Here is a 25,927-nt window from a genome sequence, read left to right as displayed (position 1 = left end):
GCGACCGTACGGTCGCGCCGCAGCGCGGGACTTCGATCGCACCCTGGCCGGCCGAGGCCCGCCAGCACGGCCGGATCCCCGCCGTGATCGGCGCGAGCGAGGAGGCCGACCGGCGCGACGGCGCCACCGGGCGTGGATTCTCCATGGCGCCGGGCCGCCTCGGCGACCCGGCCGACGGGCGCTGCGTGATGCTCGAACGCACGGACGCGCGGGGCAAGTTGCAGGCGTTGCCGAGCTTCGATCCATGCGGTCCGAAGGGGCTCTCCCTCGATCTCGTGCACCGGGACCGGGACCGGGACCGGGACCGGGACGCCGGGAACGGCCTCCCGGCGTTCATGGCCATCCAGCTGCCGCAGCGCGCGCACGAGATCGGGATCACTCAGGCCCCACTGAACTTCGCGATGTTCAGGCCGGTCTTCGAACGTGGCTCGGGGTTCGGCGCGGGACCCGTGCCGAGGCTGTGGCGCTCGCTCCTCAGCTTCTTCTCCCGCTGGTGGCAGATCGAGTCGCTGTACCGCGCCGACGCCAAGTACCGACCCATCTGGGAGCCGCGTTTCATGCTCTTCGAAAAGGGCGCCGATCTCCTGCGCATCGGCATCGCCGTCGGCCGCGCCGAGGGCTTGCCGGAAGCCCCGGGCCCGCCCACATGGCTCCACCGCAAGCATCTGGAGAGCAAGCGGGGAACGCGGTGAGCGCGCCGCGCGCCTTCGCGCGGCGGGAGTGGGGGCCCCTGTACACGACCGTGCGGGCGGCGCTCATGACGAACACGTGGCGGGCGGTCCCGATGACGCTCGCCGCGGTCTGCCTCACCGCGCTGTGCCAGCTCGTGCAGAACCAGTCCTGGGGCTTCCAGCCGGTGCAGAACATCGGCTCGCTGCGGGCCGAGGACCCCCTGTCGCTCGCGCTGCTCCGTACCCCGCTCTCCCTTTTCGTACCCGCGCTCGATCTGCCGGTGTGGGGCGCACTGGTGCAGATCCTGCTGGTGTTCGGCATCGCCGAGATCTGCCTGGGCCGGTGGCGGACCCTGGCGATCGCGTACGCGGCGACGCTGGCCGGGACGATGTTCGCGCGGGTCGCCATCGCGGTCGGCCCGGATCATCCGCTGGGCCTGGCGGCCACCGACGCCCAGGTCGTGGACACCGGCCCGTCGGCGGCGGTGGTGGGTCTCGCGATCTATGTCTGCTACCGCTACCGGGCCTGGATCACGATGAGCCTGGTGATCGTCGCGATGGTCGTCGAGGTGCTGGTCAAGAACAATCTCGCGGGCAAGGAGCATCTGGCGGCCATCTGCGGCGTGCTGGTGGTGTGCGCGGTCTCCGCCGGGTTTCACCGTTGGTCGGCGTCCCGCGCCGGCAGCCGGTCCGGTGCGCCGCCGATCAGGTCCTGAAGCTTGCGGCGTGGCCCGCTCCAGCGTCTGTCCCGGTGGAAGGCGCGCAGGAACGCCCGCGCCCGGGAACGCGGGCGGCGCCGGTAGAGGTGTCTGGCCCAGGGCGAGGCGGGTCTGGCCAGCCGGACCGCGCCGATGAGCGCGACGAACGGAACCAGCATGCCGATGATCGCCATCCGCAGCTTGCCCTTGAGGAGGGCGATCAGGACGAAGCCGAAGTTGATGGCGAGGGTGAGCAGGAAGACCCGGCGGTCGTCGCGCTCCTCCTCGGTGATGTCGTTGACGCCGAGCGGCGCGAATCCGCCGAGGGTGAGCAGCAGCAGGGCCGCGGTGAGCACCACGACCTCGACGCTCTTGCGGCCCGCCTCGGTCCAGTAGACGTCGTCGAGATGGAGGATCAGCGCGAACTCGTCCAGGACGAGTCCGGCACCGATGCCGAAGATCACCGCGAAGGTGATGGTGCCGGCCCCGGTCTGCTCGCTGCTGGCGACCGCCCCGAAGCCGCCGGTCACGGTGAGGACGATCCCGGGCACCACATGGTGGATGTGGAGACCGCCGGAGCGGACGTTCCGGAACGGCCCCTTCCCGGCCCTGATCAGCCGGGTGACCGTCCGGGTGATCAGGAAGGTCAGGACGAAGGAGGCCAGCGCGAGCAGCAGCGGGAGCTTTCCCGGCTCCACGATGTTGCGGTAAAACCAGTGACCCATGCCACCCGCTCCTGTTTTGTCCGTCATGCGCAATTTACCGTCGGAGCGCACCGACTACCCTGCGCGCGGTGAGCTCCTTGAAGACAGACGGCCCCGCCGGAATACGGTTCGCCTTCGGCACCCTCACTGTGCTGCCGGTGCGCGTCACCCGATGGGACCGTGACGCGGCGCGAGCGGGAATGCTCTGCGCCCCGCTCGCCGGACTCGTCGTCGGCCTGTGCGCGGCGGCCGTCGGCGGACTGCTGCTCCTGCTGGGCGCGGGCCCGCTGCTCGCCGCGACCGGCTCCGCGGCCGTACCCGCCGTCCTCACCCGGGGACTCCACCTCGACGGCCTCGCCGACACCGCCGACGGCCTGGGCAGCGGCAAGCCCGCCGAGGACGCGCTGCGGATCATGAAGCAGTCGGACATCGGGCCGTTCGGTGTGATCACGCTGGTCTTCGTGCTGCTGGCACAGGTCGCGGCGCTCTACGAGCTGTACGCGGACGGCTGGGCGTACGGCGCGGTGGCGGCGGCGTGCGCGGGCGTCGTGGCCCGTCTCGCCCTCACCGTCGCCTCCCGCGCGGGCGTCCCCGCGGCCCGCCCGGAAGGCCTCGGCGCGGCGGTCGCCTCCACCGTCCCCGTAGGCCGTGCGTGGGCAGTGACCGCCCTCGTCACCGCGGCCGCCGCGGGAGCGGGGGCGCTCTTCGGCCCGTACGGGATGCTCCGGTACGCCCTCGCCGTGGTGGCAGCGTCGGCCGCCGCCCAACTGCTGCTGCGGCACTGCGTACGGCGCTTCGGCGGCGTGACGGGCGATGTGTTCGGGGCGGTCGCGGAGACTGCGGGGACGGTGGCGTTGGTCGCCCTCACGTTGGGCTGACGGCCGACCGGATCAGCAAGCCCTCGGGCGTGTCCTCGAAGTCCCGTCTGTCCTTCGGGCGGACGACGCTCTTCGGGCGCACGACGCTGCTTCGAGGACACTCCCTAGCAGGCCTCGCGCCACACCCCCAGCTCGTACTTCTTCAGCATCGAGCTCAGCCCCAGCCGCCGCGCCTCGGGGCAGAAGCGGTCTGTCGGCAGCTCGTACTCGACGTGGAACACCGCCTTGCCCGCTTGGACGAACGGGGTCAGCCGCGCGCATTCGCCGTACTGGGCGCACTGTTCGTTGACCGCGAAGTCGAAGTCCCGTACGAGCTCGGGAATCTGGTCCAGATCGTTCTTCAGGCCGACGGCCATGCCCCGGTCGTGGACCAGCCGGGCGACCAGCCGGTTGTAGCGGAGCTGGTCGGCGGCGGTGAGGGGGAAGCCCGTGTCGTTGCGGTAGCCGTCCATGTTGTCCGGCTCGACCGCGTCGAAGCCTTTCTCCCTGCACATGTCGATGCGTTTGGCCATCAGGGGCTCCAGGACGTCCGTGCGGCGGATGTCGAGCCAGCGCTCGCCCTCCCAGCCGTTGCCCTTGCCGAGCAGGGCCTTGGGAAAGTCCTCCGCGTCCGGACGGAAGTCCTCCCAGGCGCCGGTGGAGAGATAGCAGATGACCTTGCGGCCGCGCCGGTGGAGATCGGTGACCGCGGACCCGGGGTGGTCGAAGCCGTCGATGTCGTACACGGGGACCTCGACGGACGGGTCGACACGGCCGCTGAGCTGCCACTGCCACTCGATGCCGGGCTTCGGCTGCCAGAGGGTGCGCGGCGGGGCCGGATCGTCCGGGGCGGCGGTGCAGCCAGCGAGCAGCACCAGGCTCAGAAGCAGTAGGAGGCGTCTCATGTGCCGGGCTCCAGGGTGTGACGCGGGGACGGGACGTCGAGGCTGCAACAGGTGTCCCCTGCAGGTGAGGACGTGACCGGGAGATCGGCGGGTTCCGCGTACGCCGGATCGGGGGCGTCGCCCGGGCCGCCACGCGTCGGGCTCGGCGGTGGCCCGGGCCCGTGCAGCCGGCGCTCGCAGAGGGCGCTCCGACAGGCTCATGCGCGCGAACTCCTCAGCGGTGGGCGGTGGCCCTGCCCAGCAGAACACAGACCAGTACGGCCAGCACGGCGGCCGCGGCCGCCGACGCGAGGAGCAGCTCCACGCCCGGGACCAGGGCCGCGGCGAGAGCGGCCACGCAGCACACCACGGCCGCGCCGAGCGCCGCGCCGAACGCCTGCAGCAGCAGCCCGGTCCACACCACGACGCCGAGCAGCAGCACACCGGTGAGCGCGGTGCCGCCGGGTCCCCGGCCGCCACCCGGCCACATGAGCACGGCGACCGCCGCGAACGTCAGCACAGCGCCCAGATAGCCGGCGAGGCACCGTGCCAGGCTCCCCGCGACGGCCGCCCGGAAGCCGCGCGGCGACCTGCAGGCCCGCAACCCCGCGAGGCTGTCGGCCCGGAACCGGTGCAGCAGCCATTCGGCGGGCCCCATGCTGAGCGTCAGCGCGACGGCGAACGGCGGACTGTCCAGGACGACATGGAGGACCAGAACGCCGGTCGCGAGCCCGAAGAGGGCATACGGCAGCGAAGCGCCGAGCCGGGGCGCCCCGCCTGCCCCGGCCCCGCCCACGCCCCGGACCCGGACCGCACGGGACGGCGCCGGCCGGAGCACCTCCGCCACCGCCGCCGCGGCCAGGGTCACCGCGGCGGTGGCCGAGGCCAGCGGCAGGGCGATGTGCGCCCAGGTGGGCATCGGGTGCAGGGCGGCGAGCAGCGCTCCGCCCGCCAGGGGCACGAGCGCCAGTAGCAGCGCACGGTCGCGGGACAGCACCAGCAGCACCGTCGCCGCCGAGAGGTGGAGCGACTGGCCCACCGCGAAGACGATCGCGGGGCCGTCGCCGGGGCCCGCGGCGGCCAGCGCCGCGGCCGCGCCGAGCAGCGCGCCCGCAGGTGCGCCCAGGAGCAGCGCCCGGGCTGCCGCGGCGCGGTCGCCGAGGCCCAGCCAGGAGTAGGCCCGATGGGCGAGGGCCTGGTTCCAGGTCCAGCCCGCCAGCGCACCCGCCAGCAGGGGCAGCACCCCGGCGGGCAGCCCGTACGCCGCGCGCCCGCCCGCGAGGAGCGGGGCGCCCAGGACGTATCCCAGCCCGGGCAGCGTGAAGATCAGGCCGCGCAGCAGACAGGCGAGGAGTCCCGAACCCGCCGGGCCGACGGGTGACCCGGCCGGTTCCGGGAAGCGGCGCTCGACGCGCACGTACAGCTCCTCGGCGAGCGCGAACGAGCCCTCGCGGCCGTAGCGCAGACGTATCTGCTCGTCCGTCAGTCCGTCGGACTCCAGCAGCGCCGCTATCTCGTCGGGGTGGACGGCCGCCGCTACGAAGTCCTCCAGCCGCTCGGCGAGTTCGCCGATCGGGTCAGCGGCTGCCCGGTCGGGGCGGCGCTGCTGCCCCGGTACGGACGGCAGCGGGTCATGAACGCCGGCCCCGGGCTTCCTCAGCCACATCGAGCCGCTCACCAGGCGCTCCCGTCCGCCGCGAGCTCCCGGTACCAGGGATCCCTCAGCTCAACGGTCCAGTCGTCGACGGCCTCGGCGAGCGGCGGCTCGTACACCGCGCCCGGCATTCCGGCCAGCTCCCGGTAGATCTGCCGGAAGGCGTCCACGGAACGCCTCAGGGTGAACCGGTCGATGACCCGCTGCCGGGCGCGGCGGCCCAGCTCCGCCCGGCGCTCCCCGTCCCGCAGCAGCTCCAGGGCCGCCGCGGCCAGTGCCTCCGGCTCGCGGGGCGGCACCACGAGTCCGGTGTCGCCGACGGCCTCGCGGACCCCGCCCACATCGGTGGAGACGGTGGTCCGGCCGCAGGACATCGCCTCGATGATCGAGAACGGGAAGCCCTCGCTGATGCTGGAGAGCACCACTACATGCCCGGCGGCATAGGCCCGGGCGACATCGCTGACCCGGCCCTCCCAGCCGATCCCGTCGGCGACGCCCAGATCGGCGGCGAGCTTCTCCAGCCGGGTGGCGTACCACTCCCCGCCCGCCGGTGCCGCGCCGAACAACCGCAGCCGCAGATCGGGCAGTTCGGCGCGGGCCAGGGCGTATGCCCGGATCAGCGTCTCCAGGTCCTTGATCGGGTCGATCCGGCCCGCCCAGCTGAGGGTGGGCACGGACGGTTCGGCTCCGGCGTGCGGGAAGGCGTGTGGATCGACGCCGTTGTAGACCGTGCGGATCTTGTGGGCGGGGGCACCGCCGCGCTCCTCCCAGCGGCGGTTGTACTGGTTGCACGGGGTGATCAGATCGGCGCGCCCGTATCCGAGGGTGTTGAGTTCGCGGTAGAAGCCGAGCATCAGCGCCTTGACCGGCCAGCGCTGCGCCTCGCTGCGGTAGCCGAGATAGCGCTCGCGCAGATAGATGCCGTGTTCGGTGAGGAGGAAGGGCACTCCGTCCAGGCGCTGGGCGGCGAGCGCGGGAAGTGTGGCGAGACCGCTGCTGACGGCGTGGGCGACGCTGTCCTCGGGGATGCGCACGGCGAGCGGTCGCAGCGCGTGCTCCAGCAGATCGGTGGCCGTCAGGGCGTCGTGGACGGTGGGGCGGGCCGCGGCGGTCGGCAGATGCGGCAGGGTCCACAGCCGCATCAGGGTGCGGATGGCGGCCTCGGTGCGCAGGGCGGCGCAGAGCCGGCCCGCGCGGGCCTCCACGGCGAGCGCGTCCAGCCCGGTGCCGAAGTCGTCGTGGGCGTCCGTGTCGAGTATCGACAGCAGGAAGCGCTCGTACGTGTCGAGGAAGCGGCGGCGGACGGCTCCGCGCGGGGCGCGGGCGCGGCCGGGCCGTGGCCCCCACAGCGGTACGACGGTGTGTCCGCGGACGTTGGACGGCAGCTCCCAGGTGACGGGCTCCCGGCCGCTGCCGGTGAGGGCGGTGACGGTGAACCCGACCTCGGGCATTCCCCGGACGAGCTGGTCGCACCAGGTGCTGACGCCGCCGTGGACGTGCGGATACGTGCCTTCGGTGAGCATGGCGACATGACGTCCCTGGCTCATGGTGCTGCGTCCCCCTGGACGTGCGTGGTGCGCGTGCATGTGGTCGGTGCCCGGGTGTCCGCGCGGGCGACGCACCCCGGTCGGCCGCGGCCGGCCGGGGTGCGTGGCCCACGCGTGAACACGGGCGCGCGGTCAGGCGCCGGGCAGCCTCAGGGTGACGGCGGACTGGAGCAGCTCCGGCCCGGTCCAGGCCGAGCGCTGCCCCGCGTACGGAGTACCGAAGACGGCCGTGCCGAGCAGAAGCTGCTTACGAGTGCCCTCGGGTGCGGTGACGGGGACGACGGTGCCGGACGGGGCCTGGACGGTGACGGTGGTGCCGATGCGGTACGCGGTGACCTTGCCGTCGTCGAGAGCCTTCTGCCAGGCGGCACGGCGGCTCAGCTCCGTACCGGCGTCGCGCTGGCGCGGGTTGACGAGCGGGGCGCTGTCCGCGAACAGCGAGTGGTAGTCGCCGAGGATGCTGTCGAGCACCGGGTAGAGGATGCGCTCCTCGGCCAGGTTGGACTGATGGACGTAGTGCGGGCGCGGGTCGTTCGCGATCACATGGCCGAGGGCGATCCTGGTCTCCTGCGGGACGATGTGTTCCGCGTAGCCGGTGGTGGTGTCCAGCGGCTGGTCCAGGCAGGTGGAGGCCGGGTTGGTCTCGCAGACGCCGCTGCCGCCGTCCGCCCGGGACGTGTAGATCCAGTTGTACTCGTCGGCCATCTCGGCCGCGGTGCCCGCGTTGTAGTACACGTTCATCGGGTGGCGGGGCACGGTGACCGCGCTGCCCACGGCGCGTTGCTGCGGCTCGCGCGAGTTGTCGCTCGCGACCCACCTGACGCCGTTGTCGGCGAACGCGGGGGCCAGGTCGGGGTTGTCCACGGGCTGCTGCGGAAGGGTCTTGAGACCCGAGTGCTCACCGGTGACCAGCTCGGTGCGGTCGACGGAGATGCCCTTGTTCACGGCCCAGTTGTGGTTGTCGCGGATCTGCGCGGCGATCTCGGCGCGGCTCATCCACTGCGTGTTGCCCGCGGTGTCCGTGGCGCACTGCCAGGGGACGACGGAGACGTCCTGGACGCAGCCGAGGAACGGGTGGGTGTAGGTGTGGTTGATCCAGCGGTACCTGGCACGGTCGGCCAGCAGCTGCGCGGTGAGCGCGTCCGTGCCGCCGTGCTCCGCCTTCCACTCCTCGCCGGCGCCCGCGTTGTAGACCATGTCGAGCGTGAAGCCCCTGGACTGCTGCCACTGGGCGGCGTACTGGGCGTCGGCGGCGGTCATCCGAATGTCCGGGGTCTGCTCGCCCTCGGGGCCCGCGCAGTCGATGTCACCCGGTGTGCAGTTGCGCTCGGTGTCCCAGCGGGCGTCGGGCGCGAAGACGTCGTCGACGTGGACCGAGAAGTAGTTGCGGCTCTGGCCGAGGTGGACGCCCTGGGTGAGCCATTCGACGATGCCGCGCGCCAGCAGCCGGAACTGCCGCTGGTGCTGGTTGTACGCGAAGGTCACGACGAGCTCGCGGCGGCCGTCGTGCGCGTACTCGCCGAGCAGACTGGCCCGGCCCTCGCCTCCGGGCACGGGGGCGTCGACGTAGCTGGTGAAGCCCTCGCGCGGACGCGCCAGGTAGCCGTAGCTCTCGCCGACGTCCGGCGCGTTGTCCTCGAAGGCGAGCGCACCGTCGAGATAGCCGAACGGGCCGGACCTGCCAGCGGCGGTGACCGCGGCGGCCGTCCCGTCGAGGGTGCCCGACCAGCCGCCTTCGCTGGTGTAGTCCAGTCCGACGCCCGGGTGCGCCCAGGTGTACGCGTCCACCTGGCGAATGCCGAACGTCGTCTCGTACGCGACGAGCGCGGCCTGCTCCGCCGCGCCCGCGGAGTCCGTCCCGAACGGGGCCTCGTTCGGGAGGACCACTCCCTGGTACTTGGCGCGCGGCCGGCCGCTCACCGTGTCGCTCAGGAACGCCGCGCTGATCTGCGGCCGCCCCGGGTCGTCCAGGTCGACGACGCTGTACGGGACTCCGGTGCTGCGCAGCTCGGAGGTGACCGCCGCCACCGCCTCGCCGCCGTCGTCGACGACCAGGACCTTCAGATCGATCCGCGGCACCGGATCGGCGGCCGCGGCGGACGACGCGGGAAGCACCGCCGCGAGCAGCGATGTGGTGAGCGCGACCGCTGCCGTGCCGATCCTGCCCCGTCTCCTTGGGCTGAGCGCGCGCGTCGGTCCGCTCGTACTGAATCCGGGCACCATGGTTTCCCCCCACCCTCGACGACCCTCGCCTGCGGTGATTCCGGGGAGGACCTGTGGAAATCATGCAAAGCAGCAAGTTGCTCCCTTGCGCATTCGGCCCGAGTGTGACGTAGGGCTCACTCTCCTCGCGGGAAACGCGACGGAGACACCACGTATGGGTGAACGGCCGCCGCCATGAGCGAACGTCGGCAGCGCGCGTAGGCTCGGTGCCGGCGCTCCGACTCGCCCGATTTACGATGCGCCGGGCACGGCCGAGCCCACCTTTTCGGCCACAGGACTAAACGGAAGCGAGAATTCACCACCGTGACTGCTCTCACTCTCAGCACTGCCGGCGCTACGACGCTGCGCGCCGACGCGGTCGTCGTGGGCGTCGCCAAGGGCGCCAAGGGCCCGGTCGTCGCCGCCGGCGCCGAGGCCGTGGACAAGGCGTTCGGCGGGAAGCTCGCCACCGTCCTCGAGACCCTTGGCGCCTCGGGTGCCGAGGGCGAGGTGACCAAGCTGCCCGCGCCGTCCGGACTCAAGGTCCCGGTCGTGCTCGCGGTCGGTCTCGGTGCCGTCCCGGAGAAGGACGAGGCGTACACCGCCGAGTCGCTGCGGCGCGCCGCCGGTTCCGCCGCCCGTGCGCTGGCCGGTACGAAGAAGGCCGCGTTCGCGCTGCCGATCGAGGCGTCCGACGGCCCGGCCGCCGCCGAGGCGATCGCGGAGGGCGCGCTGCTCGGCGCGTACGCCTTCACCGCCTACCAGGACGGCAACGGCAAGGACGCCAAGGGCGGAAAGAACGGCAAGAAGCAGCCGCTCGCCGAGATCGCCCTGCTGGGCGCCAAGCCGCGCGACAAGGCGTTCAAGGCCGCGGCCGACCGCGCGATCGCGCTGACCGAGGAGATCAACCGCGCCCGCGACCTGGTCAACACCCCGCCGAACGACCTCTTCCCCGAGTCGTTCGCCGCCGTCGCCACCGCCGCCGGCAAGGAGCACGGCATCAAGGTGCAGGTGCTCGACGAGAAGGCGCTCGTCAAGGGCGGCTATGGCGGCATCCTCGGCGTCGGCCAGGGCGCGGCCAACGGCCCCCGTCTGGTCCGCCTCGCCTACACGCACCCCAAGGCGGAGAAGACCCTGGCCCTGGTCGGCAAGGGCATCACCTACGACTCGGGCGGCATCTCGCTCAAGCCGGCCGGTCACAACGAGACGATGAAGTGCGACATGGCCGGCGCCGCCGCGGTGTTCGCCGCCGTCGTCACGGCCGCCCGCCTCGGCCTGCACGTCAATGTCACCGGCTGGCTGGCGCTCGCCGAGAACATGCCGTCCGGCACCGCCACCCGCCCCGGCGACGTCCTGCGCATGTACAGCGGCAAGACGGTGGAGGTGCTCAACACCGACGCCGAGGGCCGTCTCGTGCTGGCCGACGCGATCGCCAAGGCGTCCGAGGAGAACCCCGACGCGATCGTGGACGTGGCGACCCTGACCGGCGCGATGGTGCTGGCGCTGGGCCACCGCAGGTTCGGTGTCATGTCGAACGACGACGCCTTCCGTACGTCGGTCCACGAGATCGCCGAGGAGGTCGGCGAGGACTCCTGGCCGATGCCGCTCCCGGCCGACCTGCGCAAGGGCATGGACTCCCCGACCGCCGACATCGCGAACATGGGCGAGCGGATGGGCGGCGGCCTGGTCGCCGGTCTGTTCCTGAAGGAGTTCGTCGGCGAGGGCATCACCTGGGCCCACCTGGACATCGCGGGCCCGGCCTTCCACGAGGGCGCCCCGTTCGGCTACACCCCCAAGGGCGGCACCGGCTCCGCGGTGCGCACCCTGGTGAAGCTCGCCGAGCGCACCGCCGCGGGCGACCTGGGCTGATGTGACACAGGGGGCGCGGCGTCAGCCGCTCCGGTGGGAGCCGGTGCTCGCGCCGGGGTACGGCCTCGGGAATACCCCCGGGGCCGTACGCCTTCAACGAAATCCGTAGGTTCATACGGACGAGTAACCGCAAGGACGGCAGAACCGCCGTCTCGGACCCCGGCCCCGCGTCCCGCCTTCCGTCAACAAGTGCGAAGATGGGTTCTCGGCAGGACAGGGCCCCCACCAGAGGGCCGACGATAAGCGGCCGAACACCAGCCGCCGCGTGGGTCTGGACGACCGGCGCCCGGCGCACATGCATGGAGGACGTGACGTGGCGAACGACGCCAGCACCGTTTTCGACCTAGTGATCCTCGGCGGTGGTAGCGGCGGTTACGCCGCGGCACTGCGCGGAGCGCAGCTGGGCCTGGACGTCGCCCTGATCGAGAAGGACAAGGTCGGCGGCACCTGCCTGCACCGTGGCTGCATTCCCACGAAGGCCCTGCTGCACGCCGGCGAGATCGCCGACCAGGCCCGCGAGAGCGAGCAGTTCGGTGTCAAGGCCAGCTTCGAGGGCATCGACGTCCCGGCTGTCCACAAGTACAAGGACGAGGTGATCTCCGGGCTGTACAAGGGCCTGCAGGGTCTGATCGCCTCCCGCAAGGTCACGTACATCGAGGGTGAGGGCCGGCTGTCCTCCCCGACCTCCGTCGACGTCAACGGCCGACGCGTCCAGGGCCGGCACGTCCTCCTCGCCACCGGCTCCGTGCCGAAGTCGCTGCCGGGTCTGACCATCGACGGCAACCGCATCATCTCCTCCGACCACGCGCTGGTCCTGGACCGGGTGCCGAAGTCCGCGATCGTGCTGGGCGGCGGCGTCATCGGCGTCGAGTTCGCTTCCGCGTGGAAGTCCTTCGGCACCGACATCACCATCGTCGAGGCCCTGAAGCACCTCGTCCCGGTCGAGGACGAGAACAGCTCCAAGCTTCTCGAGCGCGCCTTCCGCAAGCGCGGCATCAAGTTCAACCTCGGCACCTTCTTCGAGAAGGCCGAGTACACGCAGGACGGTGTCCGGGTCACCCTCGCCGACGGCAAGACCTTCGAGGCCGAGGTACTGCTGGTCGCCGTCGGCCGCGGCCCGGTCTCGCAGGGCCTGGGCTACGAGGAGGCCGGGGTCGCCATGGACCGCGGCTATGTCCTCGTCGACGAGTACATGCAGACCAACGTGCCGACCATCTCGGCCGTCGGTGACCTCGTCCCGACCCTCCAGCTCGCGCACGTCGGCTTCGCCGAGGGCATCCTGGTGGCGGAGCGCCTGGCCGGTCTGAAGACGGTCCCGATCGACTACGACGGCGTGCCGAAGGTGACGTACTGCCACCCCGAGGTCGCCTCCGTGGGTCTCTCCGAGGCCAAGGCCAAGGAGATCTACGGCGCGGACAAGGTCGTCGCTCTGAAGTACAACCTCGCGGGCAACGGCAAGAGCAAGATCCTGAAGACCGCGGGCGAGATCAAGCTCGTCCAGGTCAAGGACGGTGCCGTGGTCGGCGTCCACATGGTCGGTGACCGTATGGGCGAGCAGGTCGGTGAGGCTCAGCTGATCTACAACTGGGAGGCCCTGCCGGCCGAGGTCGCGCAGCTCATCCACGCGCACCCGACGCAGAACGAGGCGCTCGGCGAGGCCCACCTGGCCCTGGCCGGCAAGCCGCTCCACTCCCACGACTGAGTTCTGGGGGTCTGGGGGGCCGCCCCCAGAGAGCGCAGTAACGGGCGCGACGACCACTACCGCACATTCGTAAGGAGCAACCGAAACCATGCCGGTTTCCGTAACCCTTCCGGCGCTCGGAGAGAGCGTCACCGAGGGCACCGTCACCCGCTGGCTGAAGGCCGAGGGCGAGCGCGTCGAGGCCGACGAGCCGCTGCTCGAGGTGTCGACCGACAAGGTCGACACCGAGATCCCCGCCCCGGCGGCCGGCGTCCTGGCCGCCATCAAGGTCGCTGAGGACGAGACCGTCGAGGTCGGCGCCGAGCTGGCCATCATCGACGACGGCACGGGCGCGCCCGCTGCCGCCCCGGCCCCCGCGGCCGCCGAGGCTCCGGCCCCGGCCCCGGCCGCCCCTGTCGCCGAAGCCCCCGCGGCTCCGGCGGCGCCCGCCGCGCCCGCCGCCCCGGCGGTTGGCGCCACCGGCACCGACGTCGTGCTCCCCGCGCTGGGCGAGTCGGTCACCGAGGGCACCGTCACCCGCTGGCTGAAGGAGGTCGGCGAGTCCGTCGAGGCCGACGAGCCGCTGCTGGAGGTCTCCACGGACAAGGTCGACACCGAGATCCCCGCGCCCACCGCCGGTGTGCTGCTGGAGATCGTGGTCGGCGAGGACGAGACCGCCGAGGTCGGCGCGAAGCTCGCCGTGATCGGTGCCCCGGGTGCCGCTCCGGCTGCTCCGGCCGCCCCCGCCGCGCCGGCCCCGGCTGCCGCCCCGGCTCCGGCGCCCGCTCCGGTGGCCCCGGCCGCCCCGGCTCCGGCGCCCGCTCCGGTGCAGGCCGCTCCCGCCGCTGCCGCTCCGGCTCCGGTGGCCCCGGCTGCTCCGGCTCCGGCCGCGCCCGTTGCCCCGGCGGCCCCGGCGCCTGCCCCCGCCGCCCCGGTGGACGAGGGTGCGTACGTCACTCCGCTGGTCCGTAAGCTCGCCGCCGAGAGCGGTGTGGACCTGTCCACGGTCAAGGGCACCGGTGTCGGTGGCCGTATCCGCAAGCAGGACGTCATCGCCGCCGCCGAGGCCGCGAAGGCCGCTGCCGCACCGGCTCCGGCCGCGGCTGCCCCCGCCGCGAAGAAGGCTCCGGCTCTCGAGGTCTCCCCGCTGCGTGGCCAGACGGTCAAGATGACCCGCATGCGCAAGGTCATCGGCGACAACATGATGAAGGCGCTGCACGGCCAGGCCCAGCTGTCCTCGGTCGTCGAGGTCGACATCACCAAGCTGATGAAGCTGCGCGGCCAGGCCAAGGACGCGTTCGCCGCCCGTGAGGGCGTCAAGCTGTCCCCGATGCCCTTCTTCGTCAAGGCGGCGGCCCAGGCGCTGAAGGCCCACCCGGTCATCAACGCCCGGATCAACGAGGACGAGGGCACCATCACCTACTTCGACTCGGAGAACATCGGCATCGCCGTCGACTCCGAGAAGGGCCTGATGACCCCGGTCATCAAGGGTGCGGGCGACCTCAACCTGGCCGGTATCGCCAAGGCCACCGCCGACCTGGCGGCCAAGGTCCGCGGCAACAAGATCACGCCGGACGAGCTGGCCGGTGCGACCTTCACGATCAGCAACACCGGTTCGCGCGGTGCGCTGTTCGACACGATCATCGTGCCGCCGAACCAGGTCGGGATCCTGGGCATCGGCGCGACGGTCAAGCGTCCGGCCGTCATCGAGACCGCCGAGGGCACGGTCATCGGCGTCCGCGACATGACGTACCTGACGCTGTCCTACGACCACCGTCTGGTGGACGGCGCCGACGCCGCGCGCTACCTGACGGCGGTCAAGGCGATCCTGGAGGCCGGCGAGTTCGAGGTCGAGCTCGGCCTCTGAGCCACTCGGCTGTAACCAGCCTCACGAGCGGCGCCCCTGCCCGGGAGTACTCCCAGGTAGGGGCGCCGCCGTATTGTCTAGGGGTCTTCTCTTCTTGAAGGAGCGGTCCATGACCATGCCCGTCGTCCACTCGCTGCGCGATCAGATCCGCGAGCACATCGTGGAGGGCATCGTCAGCGGCCGCTGGAAGCCGGGCGAGCGGATCGTCGAGCGCCGCATCGCGACGGAGCTGGCGGTGAGCCAGACGCCCGTACGGGAGGCGCTGCGCGAGCTGGAGTCCCTGCGGCTCATCGAGTCGGCGCCCAACAAGGGCGTACGGGTACGGAATCTGACGGCGGCCGACCTGGAGGAGAGCTATCCGGTACGGGCCGGCCTGGAGCAGATCGCGGCGGAGCTGGCCGCGGAGCGGCTGGCGGCGGACTGCTCGGCGCTGGAGCCGCATGTGGCGGCGCTCTACGAGGCGGACCGGGCGGCGGACGGCACGGCGCAGGTGCGGCACACGGTGGCCTTTCACCGGGAGCTGGTGAAGGCGGCGGGCAACGGGGTGCTGCTGCACACGTGGGAGGGCCTCGGGATCGAGGTCTTCACGGCGCTGTCGATCCGGTGGCTGGGGACGAAGCAGAAGTCGTACGCGGAGGAGCACGAGGAGCTGGTGGCGGCCTTCCGCCGCCGGGACCCGCAGATCGGCGCGCTGGTCAAGGCCCACGTCCTGGGCTGCGCGCCCCGCGCCTGACCCTCCGGCTCAGGGCACGTTTGGGTTGCCCCCGCCACGGGCGCGGGGTGCCTCCGGCGGGGGTGCGTGGTTGACGGGGTCGCCCTCTGCCGCGGGCGCGGCACCGGGCACACCGTCACCCCACCCCCGCCGGAGGCCACCCCGCACCCCCGGTCCCGGGGCCGTGGGGCGGAGCCCCGCCACAAAAGATCCGGCACCGCGTGCCCGGATTCGCGGCACCCTGTGCCGACTTTCTCGATCTGAAGAAGTTTTTCCCTTCACGCTTTGATCGATCATCGATCGTCGGCTTACAGTCGACGACGGACTCACCAGTCCACGGCCCCGTCCTGCCAGACAAGGCCCCCTTTCTCCACCCCCCTCCTCTCCGGAAGGCGGCGATCATGACCGACCCCGTAGGCAGCAAGCTTCCGCTTCCGAGCGAGCTCGACCAGCTCCCGGACCGTGACACCGAGGAGACCGCCGAATGGGCGGCCTCTCTTGACGCCGTCACCAAGGCTGCCGGCCCGCACCGCGCCGCGTACCTGATGCGCCGCACCCTCCAGCACGCCGAGGGTGTCGCCGGGCTCGACCTGCCCAAGCTGCTGGAGACGGACTACGTCAACACCATCCCCACCGCCGCCGAGCCCACCCAGGCCGCCGGTGACGAGGAGATGGAGCGCCGGATCACCGCCTGGAACCGGTGGAACGCCGCCGCGATGGTCACCCGCGGCTCCAAGTACGGCGTCGGTGGCCACATCGCCACCTTCGCCTCCGCGGCCTGGCTCTACGAGACCGGCTTCAACCACTTCTTCCGCGGGAAGGAGGCCGACGGCTCCGGCGACCAGCTCTACATCCAGGGCCACGCATCGCCCGGCATCTACGCCCGCGCCTTCCTCGACGGCCGCCTCACCGAGGCCCACCTGGACAAGTTCCGACAGGAGTCCGGCGGCGACGGCCTCCCGTCGTACCCGCATCCGCGCCGGCTGCCCTGGCTGTGGGAGTTCCCGACGGTCTCGATGGGCCTCGGCCCGCTCTCCGCCATCTATCAGGCGCGGTTCAACCGCTATCTGACGAACCGCGGCATCAAGGACGTCTCCGCGTCCCACGTCTGGGCGTTCCTCGGCGACGGCGAGATGGACGAGCCCGAGTCCACCGCGGCACTCGCGCTCGCGAGCCGTGAGGGCCTGGACAACCTGACCTTCGTCATCAACTGCAACCTGCAGCGCCTCGACGGCCCGGTCCGCGCCAACTTCAAGATCGTGCAGGAGCTGGAGGCCCAGTTCCGCGGCGCCGGCTGGAACGTCGTGAAGACGCTGTGGGGCAACGCCTGGGACGAGCTCTTCCAGCTCGACACCACCGGCGCGCTCGTCCGCCGCCTGCGTGAGGTCCCGGACGCGCAGGTCCAGACGTACCAGACCCGCGACGCGGCCTACATTCGCCAGGACTTCTTCGGCGCGGACCCGGCGCTCGTCGAGATGGCGAAGCTGCTGTCCGACGACAAGATCCTGGAGTGCTTCCACCTCTCCCGCGGTGGCCACGAGCCGCGCAAGGTGTACGCCGCGTACAAGGCCGCCGTCGAGCACAAGGGCGCGCCGACCGTGATCCTGGCCCAGACGGTCAAGGGCTACACGCTCGGCGAGGGCTTCGCGTCCAAGAACGCCAACCACCAGATGAAGAAGCTGACGGTGGACGAGTTCAAGGACATGCGCGACCTGCTCGGGCTGCCCATCGCCGACTCGGCGTTCGCCGACGGCCAGGTGCCGTACGGCCACCCGGGTGCCGACTCCCCCGAGGTCCGCTACCTCCAGGAGCGCCGCGCGGCTCTCGGCGGCCCGGCCCCGGCCCGCCGCGTCCACCCGGTCGGCGCGCTGCCCGCGCCCGCCGAGAAGGCCTTCGCCGCCTTCGACAAGGGATCCGGCAACCAGTCCGTGGCGACCACCATGGCCTTCGTCCGGCTGATCAAGGACCTGATCCGGGACAAGGAGACCGGCAGGCGCTGGGTCCCGATCGTCCCCGACGAGGCCCGTACCTTCGGTATGGAGTCGCTGTTCCCGTCGCTCGGCATCTACTCGCCGAAGGGGCAGACGTACGAGCCGGTCGACCGCGACCAGCTGATGTACTACCGCGAGGCCAAGGACGGCCAGATCCTCAACGAGGGCATCACCGAGGCCGGTTCGATGGCCGACTTCATCGCCGCCGCCACCGCGTACTCGACGCACGGCGAGACGATGATCCCCTTCTACATCTTCTACTCGATGTTCGGCTGGCAGCGGACCGCCGACCAGATGTGGCAGCTCGGCGACCAGCTCGGCAAGGGCTTCCTGGTCGGCGCCACGGCCGGCCGTACGACGCTGACGGGTGAGGGTCTGCAGCACGCGGACGGCCACTCGCCGGTGATCGCGGCGACGAACCCGGCGGCGCTGACGTACGACCCGGCGTTCGCGTACGAGGTCGCGGCGATCGTCAAGGACGGTCTGCGGAGGATGTACGGCGAAGCCCGCCCGGGCGAGGACTCGGACGTCTTCTACTACCTGACCGTCTACAACGAGCCGATGCCGCAGCCCGCGAAGCCGGAAGGCGTCGACGAGGGCATCGTCCGCGGTCTGTACCGCTTCAACACGGGCGAGGGCGCCGCGGACGACCCGCGCATCCAGCTGCTCGCCTCGGGTACGGCGATCCACTGGGCGCTGGAGGCGCAGAAGCTTCTCGCCGCCGACTGGAACGTCACGGCCGACGTCTGGTCCGCGACCTCGTGGACCGAGCTGCGGCGCGACGCGCTGGAGGCGGACGCGGCGCTGCTGCGCGGCGAGTCCCGTGTCCCGTACGTACGCCAGGCCCTTGAGGGCGCCGAGGGCCCCGTGCTCGCGGTGAGCGACTACATGCGCCAGGTCCCGGACCAGATCGCCCAGTGGGTGGAGCAGGACTGGTCCTCGCTCGGCGCGGACGGCTTCGGCCTCTCGGACACCCGTGACGCGGCCCGCCGTCACTTCGGCGTCGACGCGCAGTCGATCGTGGTCGCCGCGCTGGCCCAGCTCGCGCGGCGTGGCGAGGTCCCGGCCTCGGCGGTCAAGGACGCGCGGGAGCGGTACGGCCTGTAGGGCCTGTGCGGTGCTGTGAAGCCCCCGTCGCCTCCGGGCGGCGGGGGCTTCGCGCCTGCGGCGGGCCTTCCCGCTGTGTCGATGTGCGGCTCCGCCGCGTGGGGGGGGCGCTGCCCCGGACCCGCGCCTCGATCTCCCCTACGCCCTACGGGCGTGCGGGGCGCCCCCGGCCGCCGGACGTGGGCGGCGCGCCTCGGAGCCCGCCCGCCGGGCGGACCGGGGCACGCGGCGCCGGCCCCGCGACAATGACCCCATGCGCGCTGCCCGCCTCATCAAGATGGTTCTCCTCCTTCAGTCGCGGCCCTCCATGACCGCCGCCGAACTCGCCGAAGAGCTCGAAGTCTCCGAGCGGACCATCACCCGGGACGCACTCGCGCTGTCGGAGGCAGGGGTTCCGGTGTACGCGGACCGCGGGCGGGCCGGGGGCTACCGGCTGATCGGGGGGTACCGGACGCGGCTGACCGGGCTGGCCCGGAGCGAGGCGGAGGCGCTGTTCCTGTCCGGGCTGCCGGGGGCGTTGCGGGAGATGGGACTCGAGGACGCGGCATCCGCGGCCCGGCTGAAAGTGTCCGCCGCACTGCTGCCGTCACTGAGTGACGCGTCACGGTCGGCCGCGCAGCGCTTCCATCTGGACGCGCCCGGCTGGTACCAGGAGCCGGAGACCCCCGCGTTGCTGCCGACCATCGCGGAGGCGGTGTGGGACGACCGGTTCGTCGACGCACGCTACCGGGACGCCGAGCGGCAGCTGGAGCCGTACGGCCTCGTCCTGAAGGCCGGGGTCTGGTACCTGTGCGCCCGGGCCGACGGTACGGCGTTCCGGGTCTACCGGATCGACCGGTTCACCGCCGTCGCCCTCTCCGAGAACCGTTTCGAACGGGACGAGTCCTTCGATCTGCCCGCCTTCTGGGAGGAGCGCGCCGCGCAGTTCGCCCGCTCGATCCTGCGCTCCGGGATCGTCGTCCGGCTCTCACCCGACGGCGCCCGGCGGCTCCCGTACATCACGGACCGCGCCGCCACCAGCGAGGCGCTGGAGGCCGCCGGGCCGCCGGACGAGCAGGGCTGGGTCACCCTCACCCTTCCGGTCGAGTCGGAGGAGGTGGCCTTCGGTCAGCTCCTCGGCCTCGGCCCGGAGTTGGAGGTGCTGGAGCCGGCCGGCCTCCGCAGGCGGTTCGCGGAGGCCGCGGCCCGTATGCACGCGCTGTACCCGGAAGCTCAGCGGTAGTCGTCCACCGGCGCATCCTTGCCGCCGTAGACGACCTCCTCGAAGTACCGCCAGGCGTCGGGCCGGCTGCCGTCCGCGTCCGTGAATCCGTACTCCTTCGCGAGCTGTCCGCTGGAGAGTGACCGGCCGTTCCACCTGGCCCGGTCGGGGTCACCGGCGAGGGCGGCCACCGCCCGGCCGATGTAGAGGGGCGATTCGGCGATCGCGAAGTGCGGCTGCTTGGCGATGGCGTCCCGCCAGTTCTCCTCGCGTACGCCGAAGATCTCCAGCATCTGCTCGGAGCGGAGGAAGCCGGGGGTGACACAGACGGCCGTGCCGCCGACGCTCTTGAGGTCCTCGCCGAGCGCGAAGGCCATCCGGATCGGGGCGTACTTGGTGAGGTCGTAGTAGAAGTTCTCGCGGAAGCGCCGGTTCGACTCGGCCGTGCCGTCGGTGACCTCGACGACCAGCCCGCCGGGGTTGCGGACCAGGAGCGGCAGGGCGCAGCTGCTGGTGATGATGTGGCTGCGGACGCCGAGCTCCAGCATCCGCAGTCCGCCCTGCAGATCCGTGTCCCACATCTTCGTGTTCCAGACGATGAGGTGCTCGCCGCCCCAGATGTCGTTGACGAGGATGTCCAGGCGGCCGTGGTCCCGGTCGATGCGCGCGACCAGGGCACGGACCTGGTCCACGTCGAGATGGTCGGTGGGGACGGCGATGCCCTCGCCGCCCGCCTCGGTGACGAGTTCCGCCGTCTGCTCGATCGTCTCCGTCGCCCTCCCGACCTCGCTGGTGTGTTCCCTCGTCGTACGGCCGGTCACATAGACCGTCGCGCCCGCCGCGCCCAGCTGTACGGCGATGGCGCGGCCCGCGCCCCGTGTCGCGCCCGCGACCAGCGCGATCTTCCCCTGCAGTGCTGTGTCGGTCGTCATGGTGCAACGCTTGCAGGAAAATCCGACATCCTCTGTCCACATTTCCGAAAGGCAGCATTTCGGCGGCTCCACGTGCGCCACTCTCCGCAAACCCCGATGCTTGTCCCGTGATGGACGAGACGGAGTTCTGGGAGATCATCGACAGCACCCGGGTGGCCGCCGAGGGCGACCCCGAGGACCATGCCGAGCTGCTCGTCGAGCGGCTGCTGCAACTCGATCCCGACTCCGTCCTGGACTTCGCCCGGCATTTCGAGGCGCGCTACAACCGCGCGTACCGCTGGGATCTGTGGGGCGCGGCCGCCGTGCTGCTCGGTGGCGCGAGCGACGACGCGTTCGACTACTTCCGCTGCTGGCTGATCGGCCAGGGGCGGGAGGTCTTCGAGACCGCGGTGCACGACCCGGACGCCCTCGCCGATCTCCTGGACGACTTCGACGAGGAGATCGACGGGGACGGGGAGGAGCTGGGGTACGCGGCGGACGAGGCGTACGAGCAGCTCACCGGTGCGGTCGCACCCGATCTGGGGATCCCCGGGCAGGCGGCGGAGCCGGAGGGCACGCCGTTCGACTTCGACGACGACCGCGCACTGGCGGAACGGTTCCCCGCGCTCTGGGACCGCTTCGGGATCTGACGGTACGTGCGCGTACGCATGTGCGCGCGTACGTATGGTGCGCGTACGTCAGAAGTGCGTACCGCCGTCGATACGGATCTCGGTGCCGGTGATGAAGGCGCCGTCCTGCGAACCGAGCATCGCGACGACGCCGGCCACGGTGTCCGGGCTCGCGAATCCCGCTCCGATGGCAGGGGCGAGTTTCATGAAGAGCGACATGTCGGCGTCCTCGGGCAGGCCGGGGCCGGTGCCGCTGGTCATGTCGGAGGAGATCGAGCCGGGCGCGACGGACACGGCACGCAGGCCCTGCTTGCTGTATTCGCTCGCGATGGCGTGGGTCATCGACTGGATGCCTCCCTTGCTGGCCGCGTACGCAGACATGTACGGGTGCGCGAAGCTCGCCGACGTCGAGGAGAAGTTGACGACGACCGGCGCGTCGCCCGCCAGCAGGGCCGGCAGGGACTCACGGATCATCAGGAAGGTGCCGGTGAGGTTCACCGTGATGATCTTGTTGAAGAGGTCGAGCGAGGTCCTGTGGGTGTGCTCCGAGCGAAGGATTCCGGCCGCGTTGACGAGCACGTCGAGACCGCCGAGGGTCTCGACGGCCACGGCGACGCCCGCCTTCACGGCGGCCTCGTCGGAGATGTCGAGCAGTGCGGTGGTGAGGCGGGCGGCGGTGCCGTCGGCAACGGCCCCGGCGAAGGTCGCCTTCAGGCCCTCTTCGCTGACGTCGACGCCCACGACACGGCCGCCCTCGGCGAGGATCCGGTGCACGGTGGCCCGGCCGATGCCGGATCCGGCGCCGGTGATGAGCACGCGGCGACCTTCGTAGCGGTTCATGGGTCTCTCTCTTCACTCCTCGGCAGTCCGCCACACGGTACGCCTTGATGGCACGTTTTGCCATGTCGACAATTCATGTCACACGAACGGTGCCGGGCGTACGCTTCCTCCGGTGAGCACCCATCCACCGTCCCCGCGGCTGTCGCTGACCGAGCGCCGCAAGGCCGCGACCCAGCTCGACATCGCGCGCGCCGCCGCCGAGCTCTTCGCCGAGCGGGGCCCCGACGACACCACGGCCGAGGAGATCGCGCGCAGCGCCGGGGTCGCACTGCGCACCTTCTACCGGTACTTCCGCAACAAGCAGGACGCCGTCGCCCCGCTGCTCGCGGGCGGGGCGGAGCGCTGGCGCGCGCTGCTGGCGGCCGCCGAGCCCGGTACAGCGGTGCCCGAGGCGCTGGAGCGGTCCATCGCCGAGGCACTGTCCGTGCCGGACGACGGGGCGGCGGAGGGGTTGCGCTGGACCCGCGGGCTGCTGCGCGCGGCCGCCCAGGACCCGGCGCTCCGGGCCGTCTGGTACCGGGTGAACCAGGAGTCCGAGGAGCGGTTGCTGCCGGTGCTGGCCGCGCTGGCCGGGCCGGCGGCCGACCCGCTGGAGCTACGGCTCGCGGCGGCGGCAGCCACGGACGCGATCCGGGTGGCGCTGGAAGCGTGGGCGGAGACCGACGCTCCGGTCAGCGGCGCGGATTCGCCGGCGGAGCTGGCGGTGCGCTGTCTGCGTGAACTGATGGGCGGGATGCGGCCGTTGGCCGGCCCGGGGATCACGGGGTGAGCGAACGCCCCATCAGTACGTCGTCGACGTACCGGCCGGCCAGGAAGAACTCGCCGGGCAGGACGCCTTCGACGGCGTAACCCTCGGATTCGTACAGCCGGCGGGCGGGTGTGTTGTGGCCGAGCACCCGCAGGGTGATCCGGGCCGCGCCCTGGCGCCGCGCCTCGGCCGCCGCGCCGCGCAGCAGCGCCCGCCCCACGCCCTGTCCGCGTGCCCAGCCGGCCACCGCGAGGCCCTGGATCTGCCGCACATGCGCGTTGCAGGCGAGCGAGGTGGGGGCGCCGAGGCGGATGTATCCCGCGATCCTGCCGTCCTGGGCCTCGGCGACGAGATGGCCGTGTGGCGGACGGGTGTCGTCGAAGAACGGGTCGTACGGCGACAGCGGACGCGGCTGTACGGAGTGCAGGGTGGACCAGGTGGCCCTGTCGAGGTCGCCCAGCGCCGCATCGTCGGAGCTGCGTGCGGGGCGTATCACGTGCGGCGCGCGGGTCTCTGACATGACGATCACTGTGCCATGCGGGCAGGATGGACGGCATGCGCATTGCGGTCACCGGCTCGAGCGGGCTCATCGGTTCAGCACTCGTACGTTCCCTGCGGGCTGAGGGCGGGCACGACGTGGTCCGGCTCGTACGGCGGGCGGCACGCGAGGCGGACGAGGTGGAGTGGGATCCCGCGCGGCAGTACGTGGACGCGGCGGGGCTCATCGGCTGCGAGGCGGTCGTCCATCTGGCGGGGGCGGGGGTCGGCGACCAGCGGTGGACGGAGGCGTACAAGAAGGAGATCCGGGACAGCCGGGTCCTCGGCACGGCCGCGATCGCCGAGGCGGTGGCCTCGCTGGAGCAGCCGCCGCGGGTGCTGGTGTGCGGGTCGGCGATCGGGTACTACGGCGACACCGGTGACCGCGCGGTCGACGAGAGCGCCCCGCCCGGCGCGGGCTTCCTCCCCTCCGTGTGCGAGGAGTGGGAGGCCGCGGCGGCCCCGGCCGAGGAGGCCGGCATCCGTGTGGCCTTCGCCCGTACCGGCCTGGTGGTGGCTCGCGAGGGCGGCGCGTGGGGCCGGCTCTTCCCCATCTTCCGGGCGGGTCTGGGCGGCCGGCTCGGCAACGGCCGCCAGTTCTGGAGCTTCATCTCCCTGCACGACGAGATCGCGGCGCTCCGCCACATCGTCGACACGGAAACCCTCTCCGGCCCGGTCGACCTCACGGCCCCGGCCCCCCTCACCAACCGCGAGGTCACGGCGGCCATGGGTCGCGTCCTCCACCGCCCGACCCTCTTCACGGTCCCGCCCTTCGCCCTCCGCATCGCCCTCGGCGAATTCGCCGGGGACGTCCTCGGCAGCCAGCGCGTCCTCCCCAAGAAGCTCCTCGACTCGGGCTTCACCTTCGCCCACCCCTCGATCGACGCGGCGATCCGAGCGGCCCTCGACTGAGCCCGGGCCGCGTGCCCCGGGGTTCTCTCCCCCTCCCCCCGGGGCCAGGGCCTGTCCGGCGGTCGCCGGGCGTCGCGAGCCCAGCAAGATCCGTCGGACAGGGCGTGAGCGCGCCGCGTGCGACCCCGTGCCACAGGGCGCCCCGCCGCGCGCGAGTGGCACGGCGTGGCGAGGTTTCTACGCTCGATCCGAACTTCGGCATTCCGGTGGCCGGTTGGGGGCATGAGGACCCCACACCAGCCGCGCCGACCTCGGGGAGGGGCACGTGCTCAGCAGCGCACGCCACGCGGACGTCGTCATCGTCGGAGCCGGGGTCGCCGGGCTTGCGGCGGCTCATCGGCTGACCCGAGCGGGAGTCACGGTCACCGTGCTGGAGGCCGCCCCCAGGGTCGGCGGCCGGATGGCCACGGAACTCGTCGACGGGTTCCGGCTGGACCGGATCGGGCAGTTGCTCAACACGGCGTACCCGGACCTCCGCCGTACCCCCGCCCTGTCCCAGCTGCCCTTGCGCCAATTCTCACCCGGTGTACTCGTGCACAGCGACGGCCGCCACCACCGCGCCGGCGAGGCGCGCAGCACACGGAGCGCAAGAGGCGCACTCACCGCTGCACGCGCCCTCGCGAGCGCCCCCCGCACGCCCCTGGGCGGGGCCTTCGACCAGGCCCGCCTCGCCGCCGCGCTCGGCCGGCTCGCCGCCACCCCGCCCCGCCGTCTGCTGGCCCGCCGTGAACAGCCCACACTGGACGCCCTGTTCACGCGCGGACTGCCCCCTCGTACCGTCAACGCCTTCCTCCGCCCGCTCCTTTCCGCCCTCCTCGGCGACCCGGAGCTCAGCACCTCCAGCCGCTGCTCCGACCTCGTCCTGCGCGGCTTCGCCCGGGGCAGGCTCTGCGTCCCGGCGGGCGGCGCCGCCACCCTTCCCGAGCTGCTCGCGGACACTCTTCCGCCCGGTACCGTCCACACCGGTGTGCGCGTCACGGACGCCTCGATCAGCTCCGTCACCACCGAGGAGCACGGCACGGTCACCTGCCGCTCCCTCCTCCTCGCCACCGGCGCCCGCGCTGCCGCCACGCTCCTCCCCGGCCTCCACGTTCCGGCTTTCCACCCCGTGACGGTCCTTCATCACACCGCCCCCGCCGCACCGTTGACCGAGCCTGCGCTGCTGCTGGACGCCGAGCGCTGCGGCCCGGTCGCGCACACCGCGGTGATGAGCGAGGTCGACCCGTCCCGCGCCCCGGACGGCCGCGCCCTGATCACCTCCACCGTCCTCGGCCGCCCGTCCGCCGATCTCGACCGCCGTGTACGCAGGCATCTCGCCACGCTCTACGGCACGTCCACCGGAGACTGGGAACTGCTCGGCCTCCATCACGACCCGAAGGCGGTTCCCGCCATGCCGCCGCCGCACGATCCGCGCCGCCCGGTGCGGTTGCTCTGCGGGCTCTACGTCTGCGGCGACCACCGCGACACGAGCACCGTCCAAGGCGCCCTGTTCTCGGGCCGCAGAGCCGCGCACGCGATCCTGCGCGACTTCGGTATCCAGCCGGAGTTCGACACCGCACCCCTCAGCACAGCAGCCGCGTAAGCCCCAGGCGAAGGTGACGGTCGCCCGGGAGAACCAGGCGAAGGGCCGTCCGGCCACCTAGTGCCGCGACCGGCAATGTTTGCCCGTCGAGGAGCGTCGTCCGGTGCATGGGGTCTCCCCAGG

20 protein-coding genes and 1 pseudogene are annotated in these 25,927 nt (G+C 72.1%); 13 read left to right on the top strand and 8 right to left on the bottom strand.

What is annotated here, in order from left to right; translation table 11 throughout:
* Positions 1 to 32: 32 nt before the first annotated feature.
* Together ACZ6ZQ_RS11625 and ACZ6ZQ_RS11620 are read left to right on the top strand one after the other, a co-directional pair.
* Positions 33 to 692: pseudogene (locus tag ACZ6ZQ_RS11625) on the top strand (phosphatidylglycerol lysyltransferase domain-containing protein); the annotation flags it as partial.
* Entirely contained in the window at positions 647 to 1,387 is a 741-nt protein-coding gene (locus ACZ6ZQ_RS11620; RefSeq protein ID WP_469768345.1) for a hypothetical protein, read from the top strand. The pseudogene ACZ6ZQ_RS11625 and the gene ACZ6ZQ_RS11620, both read left to right, overlap by 46 nt.
* Here ACZ6ZQ_RS11620 and ACZ6ZQ_RS11615 read toward each other — a convergent pair.
* Positions 1,327 to 2,094, bottom strand: a complete 768-nt coding sequence (locus ACZ6ZQ_RS11615; protein ID WP_469768344.1) for a hypothetical protein — start codon at positions 2,092 to 2,094, stop codon at positions 1,327 to 1,329. The two genes, ACZ6ZQ_RS11620 and ACZ6ZQ_RS11615, sit on opposite strands and share 61 nt — an antisense overlap.
* Positions 2,095 to 2,162: 68 nt before the next feature.
* Between ACZ6ZQ_RS11615 and ACZ6ZQ_RS11610 the strand changes: the two genes are divergently transcribed.
* Entirely contained in the window at positions 2,163 to 2,951 is a 789-nt protein-coding gene (locus ACZ6ZQ_RS11610; protein WP_469768343.1) for an adenosylcobinamide-GDP ribazoletransferase, read from the top strand.
* 104 nt (positions 2,952 to 3,055) lie between these two features.
* On the opposite strand, the gene ACZ6ZQ_RS11605 is transcribed toward ACZ6ZQ_RS11610, so the two are convergent.
* From ACZ6ZQ_RS11605 to ACZ6ZQ_RS11590, 4 genes are all read right to left on the bottom strand, one after another.
* Positions 3,056 to 3,835 carry an endo alpha-1,4 polygalactosaminidase gene (locus tag ACZ6ZQ_RS11605; protein WP_469768342.1) on the bottom strand — a complete coding sequence of 260 codons (780 nt, stop codon included), beginning with the start codon at positions 3,833 to 3,835 and terminating at the stop codon, positions 3,056 to 3,058.
* A 214-nt stretch (positions 3,836 to 4,049) separates the two neighbouring features.
* Complete coding sequence (locus ACZ6ZQ_RS11600; protein WP_469768341.1) at positions 4,050 to 5,492, bottom strand: hypothetical protein; 1,443 nt, start codon at positions 5,490 to 5,492, stop codon at positions 4,050 to 4,052.
* Positions 5,489 to 7,015 carry a GT4 family glycosyltransferase PelF gene (gene pelF / locus ACZ6ZQ_RS11595; RefSeq protein WP_469768340.1) on the bottom strand — a complete coding sequence of 509 codons (1,527 nt, stop codon included), beginning with the start codon at positions 7,013 to 7,015 and terminating at the stop codon, positions 5,489 to 5,491. Before pelF ends, ACZ6ZQ_RS11600 begins: the two co-directional genes overlap by 4 nt.
* Positions 7,016 to 7,147: 132 nt before the next feature.
* The gene (locus tag ACZ6ZQ_RS11590; protein ID WP_469768339.1) at positions 7,148 to 9,238 is read right to left on the bottom strand and encodes a hypothetical protein; all 2,091 of its coding nucleotides are present in this window, start codon (positions 9,236 to 9,238) and stop codon (positions 7,148 to 7,150) included.
* 303 nt (positions 9,239 to 9,541) lie between these two features.
* Here ACZ6ZQ_RS11590 and ACZ6ZQ_RS11585 point away from each other — a divergent pair, with 303 nt between their 5' ends.
* The 6 genes from ACZ6ZQ_RS11585 to ACZ6ZQ_RS11560 all read left to right on the top strand — a co-directional run bounded on the left by ACZ6ZQ_RS11585 (position 9,542) and on the right by ACZ6ZQ_RS11560 (position 19,666).
* On the top strand, positions 9,542 to 11,086 hold the full coding sequence (locus ACZ6ZQ_RS11585; protein ID WP_469768338.1) for a leucyl aminopeptidase: 1,545 nt from the start codon (positions 9,542 to 9,544) through the stop codon (positions 11,084 to 11,086).
* 313 nt (positions 11,087 to 11,399) lie between these two features.
* Positions 11,400 to 12,788, top strand: a complete 1,389-nt coding sequence (gene lpdA / locus ACZ6ZQ_RS11580; protein WP_469768337.1) for a dihydrolipoyl dehydrogenase — start codon at positions 11,400 to 11,402, stop codon at positions 12,786 to 12,788.
* An 88-nt stretch (positions 12,789 to 12,876) separates the two neighbouring features.
* Positions 12,877 to 14,634, top strand: a complete 1,758-nt coding sequence (sucB, locus tag ACZ6ZQ_RS11575) for a 2-oxoglutarate dehydrogenase, E2 component, dihydrolipoamide succinyltransferase (protein WP_469768336.1) — start codon at positions 12,877 to 12,879, stop codon at positions 14,632 to 14,634.
* A gap of 109 nt (positions 14,635 to 14,743) precedes the next feature.
* Positions 14,744 to 15,367 carry a GntR family transcriptional regulator gene (locus tag ACZ6ZQ_RS11570; protein ID WP_385412902.1) on the top strand — a complete coding sequence of 208 codons (624 nt, stop codon included), beginning with the start codon at positions 14,744 to 14,746 and terminating at the stop codon, positions 15,365 to 15,367.
* 380 nt (positions 15,368 to 15,747) lie between these two features.
* Positions 15,748 to 18,444, top strand: a complete 2,697-nt coding sequence (gene aceE / locus ACZ6ZQ_RS11565; protein WP_469768335.1) for a pyruvate dehydrogenase (acetyl-transferring), homodimeric type — start codon at positions 15,748 to 15,750, stop codon at positions 18,442 to 18,444.
* Positions 18,445 to 18,697: 253 nt separating this feature from the next.
* On the top strand, positions 18,698 to 19,666 hold the full coding sequence (locus tag ACZ6ZQ_RS11560; protein WP_469768334.1) for a helix-turn-helix transcriptional regulator: 969 nt from the start codon (positions 18,698 to 18,700) through the stop codon (positions 19,664 to 19,666).
* Here ACZ6ZQ_RS11560 and ACZ6ZQ_RS11555 read toward each other — a convergent pair.
* The gene (locus ACZ6ZQ_RS11555) at positions 19,657 to 20,577 is read right to left on the bottom strand and encodes an SDR family oxidoreductase (RefSeq protein WP_469768333.1); all 921 of its coding nucleotides are present in this window, start codon (positions 20,575 to 20,577) and stop codon (positions 19,657 to 19,659) included. The genes ACZ6ZQ_RS11560 and ACZ6ZQ_RS11555 overlap by 10 nt on opposite strands.
* 110 nt (positions 20,578 to 20,687) lie before the next feature.
* On the opposite strand from ACZ6ZQ_RS11555, the gene ACZ6ZQ_RS11550 reads away from it, so the two are divergent.
* Entirely contained in the window at positions 20,688 to 21,206 is a 519-nt protein-coding gene (locus ACZ6ZQ_RS11550) for a DUF4240 domain-containing protein (RefSeq protein WP_469768522.1), read from the top strand.
* A gap of 48 nt (positions 21,207 to 21,254) precedes the next feature.
* Here the strand turns inward: ACZ6ZQ_RS11550 and ACZ6ZQ_RS11545 are convergent, their stop codons facing one another.
* Positions 21,255 to 22,025: an SDR family NAD(P)-dependent oxidoreductase gene (locus ACZ6ZQ_RS11545; protein WP_469768332.1), complete on the bottom strand. Its 771-nt coding sequence runs from the start codon at positions 22,023 to 22,025 to the stop codon at positions 21,255 to 21,257.
* Between the two features lie 112 nt (positions 22,026 to 22,137).
* Between ACZ6ZQ_RS11545 and ACZ6ZQ_RS11540 the strand changes: the two genes are divergently transcribed.
* Entirely contained in the window at positions 22,138 to 22,794 is a 657-nt protein-coding gene (locus tag ACZ6ZQ_RS11540) for a TetR family transcriptional regulator (protein WP_469768331.1), read from the top strand.
* Here the strand turns inward: ACZ6ZQ_RS11540 and ACZ6ZQ_RS11535 are convergent.
* On the bottom strand, positions 22,784 to 23,293 hold the full coding sequence (locus tag ACZ6ZQ_RS11535; protein ID WP_469768330.1) for a GNAT family N-acetyltransferase: 510 nt from the start codon (positions 23,291 to 23,293) through the stop codon (positions 22,784 to 22,786). The two genes, ACZ6ZQ_RS11540 and ACZ6ZQ_RS11535, sit on opposite strands and share 11 nt — an antisense overlap.
* A gap of 26 nt (positions 23,294 to 23,319) precedes the next feature.
* Between ACZ6ZQ_RS11535 and ACZ6ZQ_RS11530 the strand changes: the two genes are divergently transcribed.
* Positions 23,320 to 24,222, top strand: coding sequence for a TIGR01777 family oxidoreductase (locus ACZ6ZQ_RS11530; protein ID WP_469768329.1), 903 nt, complete (start codon positions 23,320 to 23,322; stop codon positions 24,220 to 24,222).
* A 265-nt stretch (positions 24,223 to 24,487) separates the two neighbouring features.
* Positions 24,488 to 25,804, top strand: a complete 1,317-nt coding sequence (locus ACZ6ZQ_RS11525; RefSeq protein ID WP_469768328.1) for an NAD(P)/FAD-dependent oxidoreductase — start codon at positions 24,488 to 24,490, stop codon at positions 25,802 to 25,804.
* Positions 25,805 to 25,927: the final 123 nt, after the last annotated feature.

The organism is Streptomyces sp. NPDC053673 (genome assembly GCF_055585225.1).
The sequence above is the reverse complement of the archived record's forward strand: the minus strand, read 5'-3'. Positions and strand labels throughout refer to the sequence as shown.

What these genes read in the sequence shown, in the direction of transcription:
- ACZ6ZQ_RS11620 (WP_469768345.1), top strand. Translation starts at nt 647, where the DNA reads ATGGCTCCACCGCAAGCATCTGGAGAGCAAGCGGGGAACGCGGTGAGC.
- ACZ6ZQ_RS11615 (WP_469768344.1), bottom strand. Translation starts at nt 2,094, where the DNA reads ATGGGTCACTGGTTTTACCGCAACATCGTGGAGCCGGGAAAGCTCCCG.
- ACZ6ZQ_RS11605 (WP_469768342.1), bottom strand. Translation starts at nt 3,835, where the DNA reads ATGAGACGCCTCCTACTGCTTCTGAGCCTGGTGCTGCTCGCTGGCTGC.
- pelF (WP_469768340.1), bottom strand. Translation starts at nt 7,015, where the DNA reads ATGAGCCAGGGACGTCATGTCGCCATGCTCACCGAAGGCACGTATCCG.
- ACZ6ZQ_RS11590 (WP_469768339.1), bottom strand. Translation starts at nt 9,238, where the DNA reads ATGGTGCCCGGATTCAGTACGAGCGGACCGACGCGCGCGCTCAGCCCA.
- sucB (WP_469768336.1), top strand. Translation starts at nt 12,877, where the DNA reads ATGCCGGTTTCCGTAACCCTTCCGGCGCTCGGAGAGAGCGTCACCGAG.
- ACZ6ZQ_RS11570 (WP_385412902.1), top strand. Translation starts at nt 14,744, where the DNA reads ATGACCATGCCCGTCGTCCACTCGCTGCGCGATCAGATCCGCGAGCAC.
- aceE (WP_469768335.1), top strand. Translation starts at nt 15,748, where the DNA reads ATGACCGACCCCGTAGGCAGCAAGCTTCCGCTTCCGAGCGAGCTCGAC.
- ACZ6ZQ_RS11560 (WP_469768334.1), top strand. Translation starts at nt 18,698, where the DNA reads ATGCGCGCTGCCCGCCTCATCAAGATGGTTCTCCTCCTTCAGTCGCGG.
- ACZ6ZQ_RS11555 (WP_469768333.1), bottom strand. Translation starts at nt 20,577, where the DNA reads ATGACGACCGACACAGCACTGCAGGGGAAGATCGCGCTGGTCGCGGGC.
- ACZ6ZQ_RS11550 (WP_469768522.1), top strand. Translation starts at nt 20,688, where the DNA reads ATGGACGAGACGGAGTTCTGGGAGATCATCGACAGCACCCGGGTGGCC.
- ACZ6ZQ_RS11545 (WP_469768332.1), bottom strand. Translation starts at nt 22,025, where the DNA reads ATGAACCGCTACGAAGGTCGCCGCGTGCTCATCACCGGCGCCGGATCC.
- ACZ6ZQ_RS11535 (WP_469768330.1), bottom strand. Translation starts at nt 23,293, where the DNA reads ATGTCAGAGACCCGCGCGCCGCACGTGATACGCCCCGCACGCAGCTCC.
- ACZ6ZQ_RS11530 (WP_469768329.1), top strand. Translation starts at nt 23,320, where the DNA reads ATGGACGGCATGCGCATTGCGGTCACCGGCTCGAGCGGGCTCATCGGT.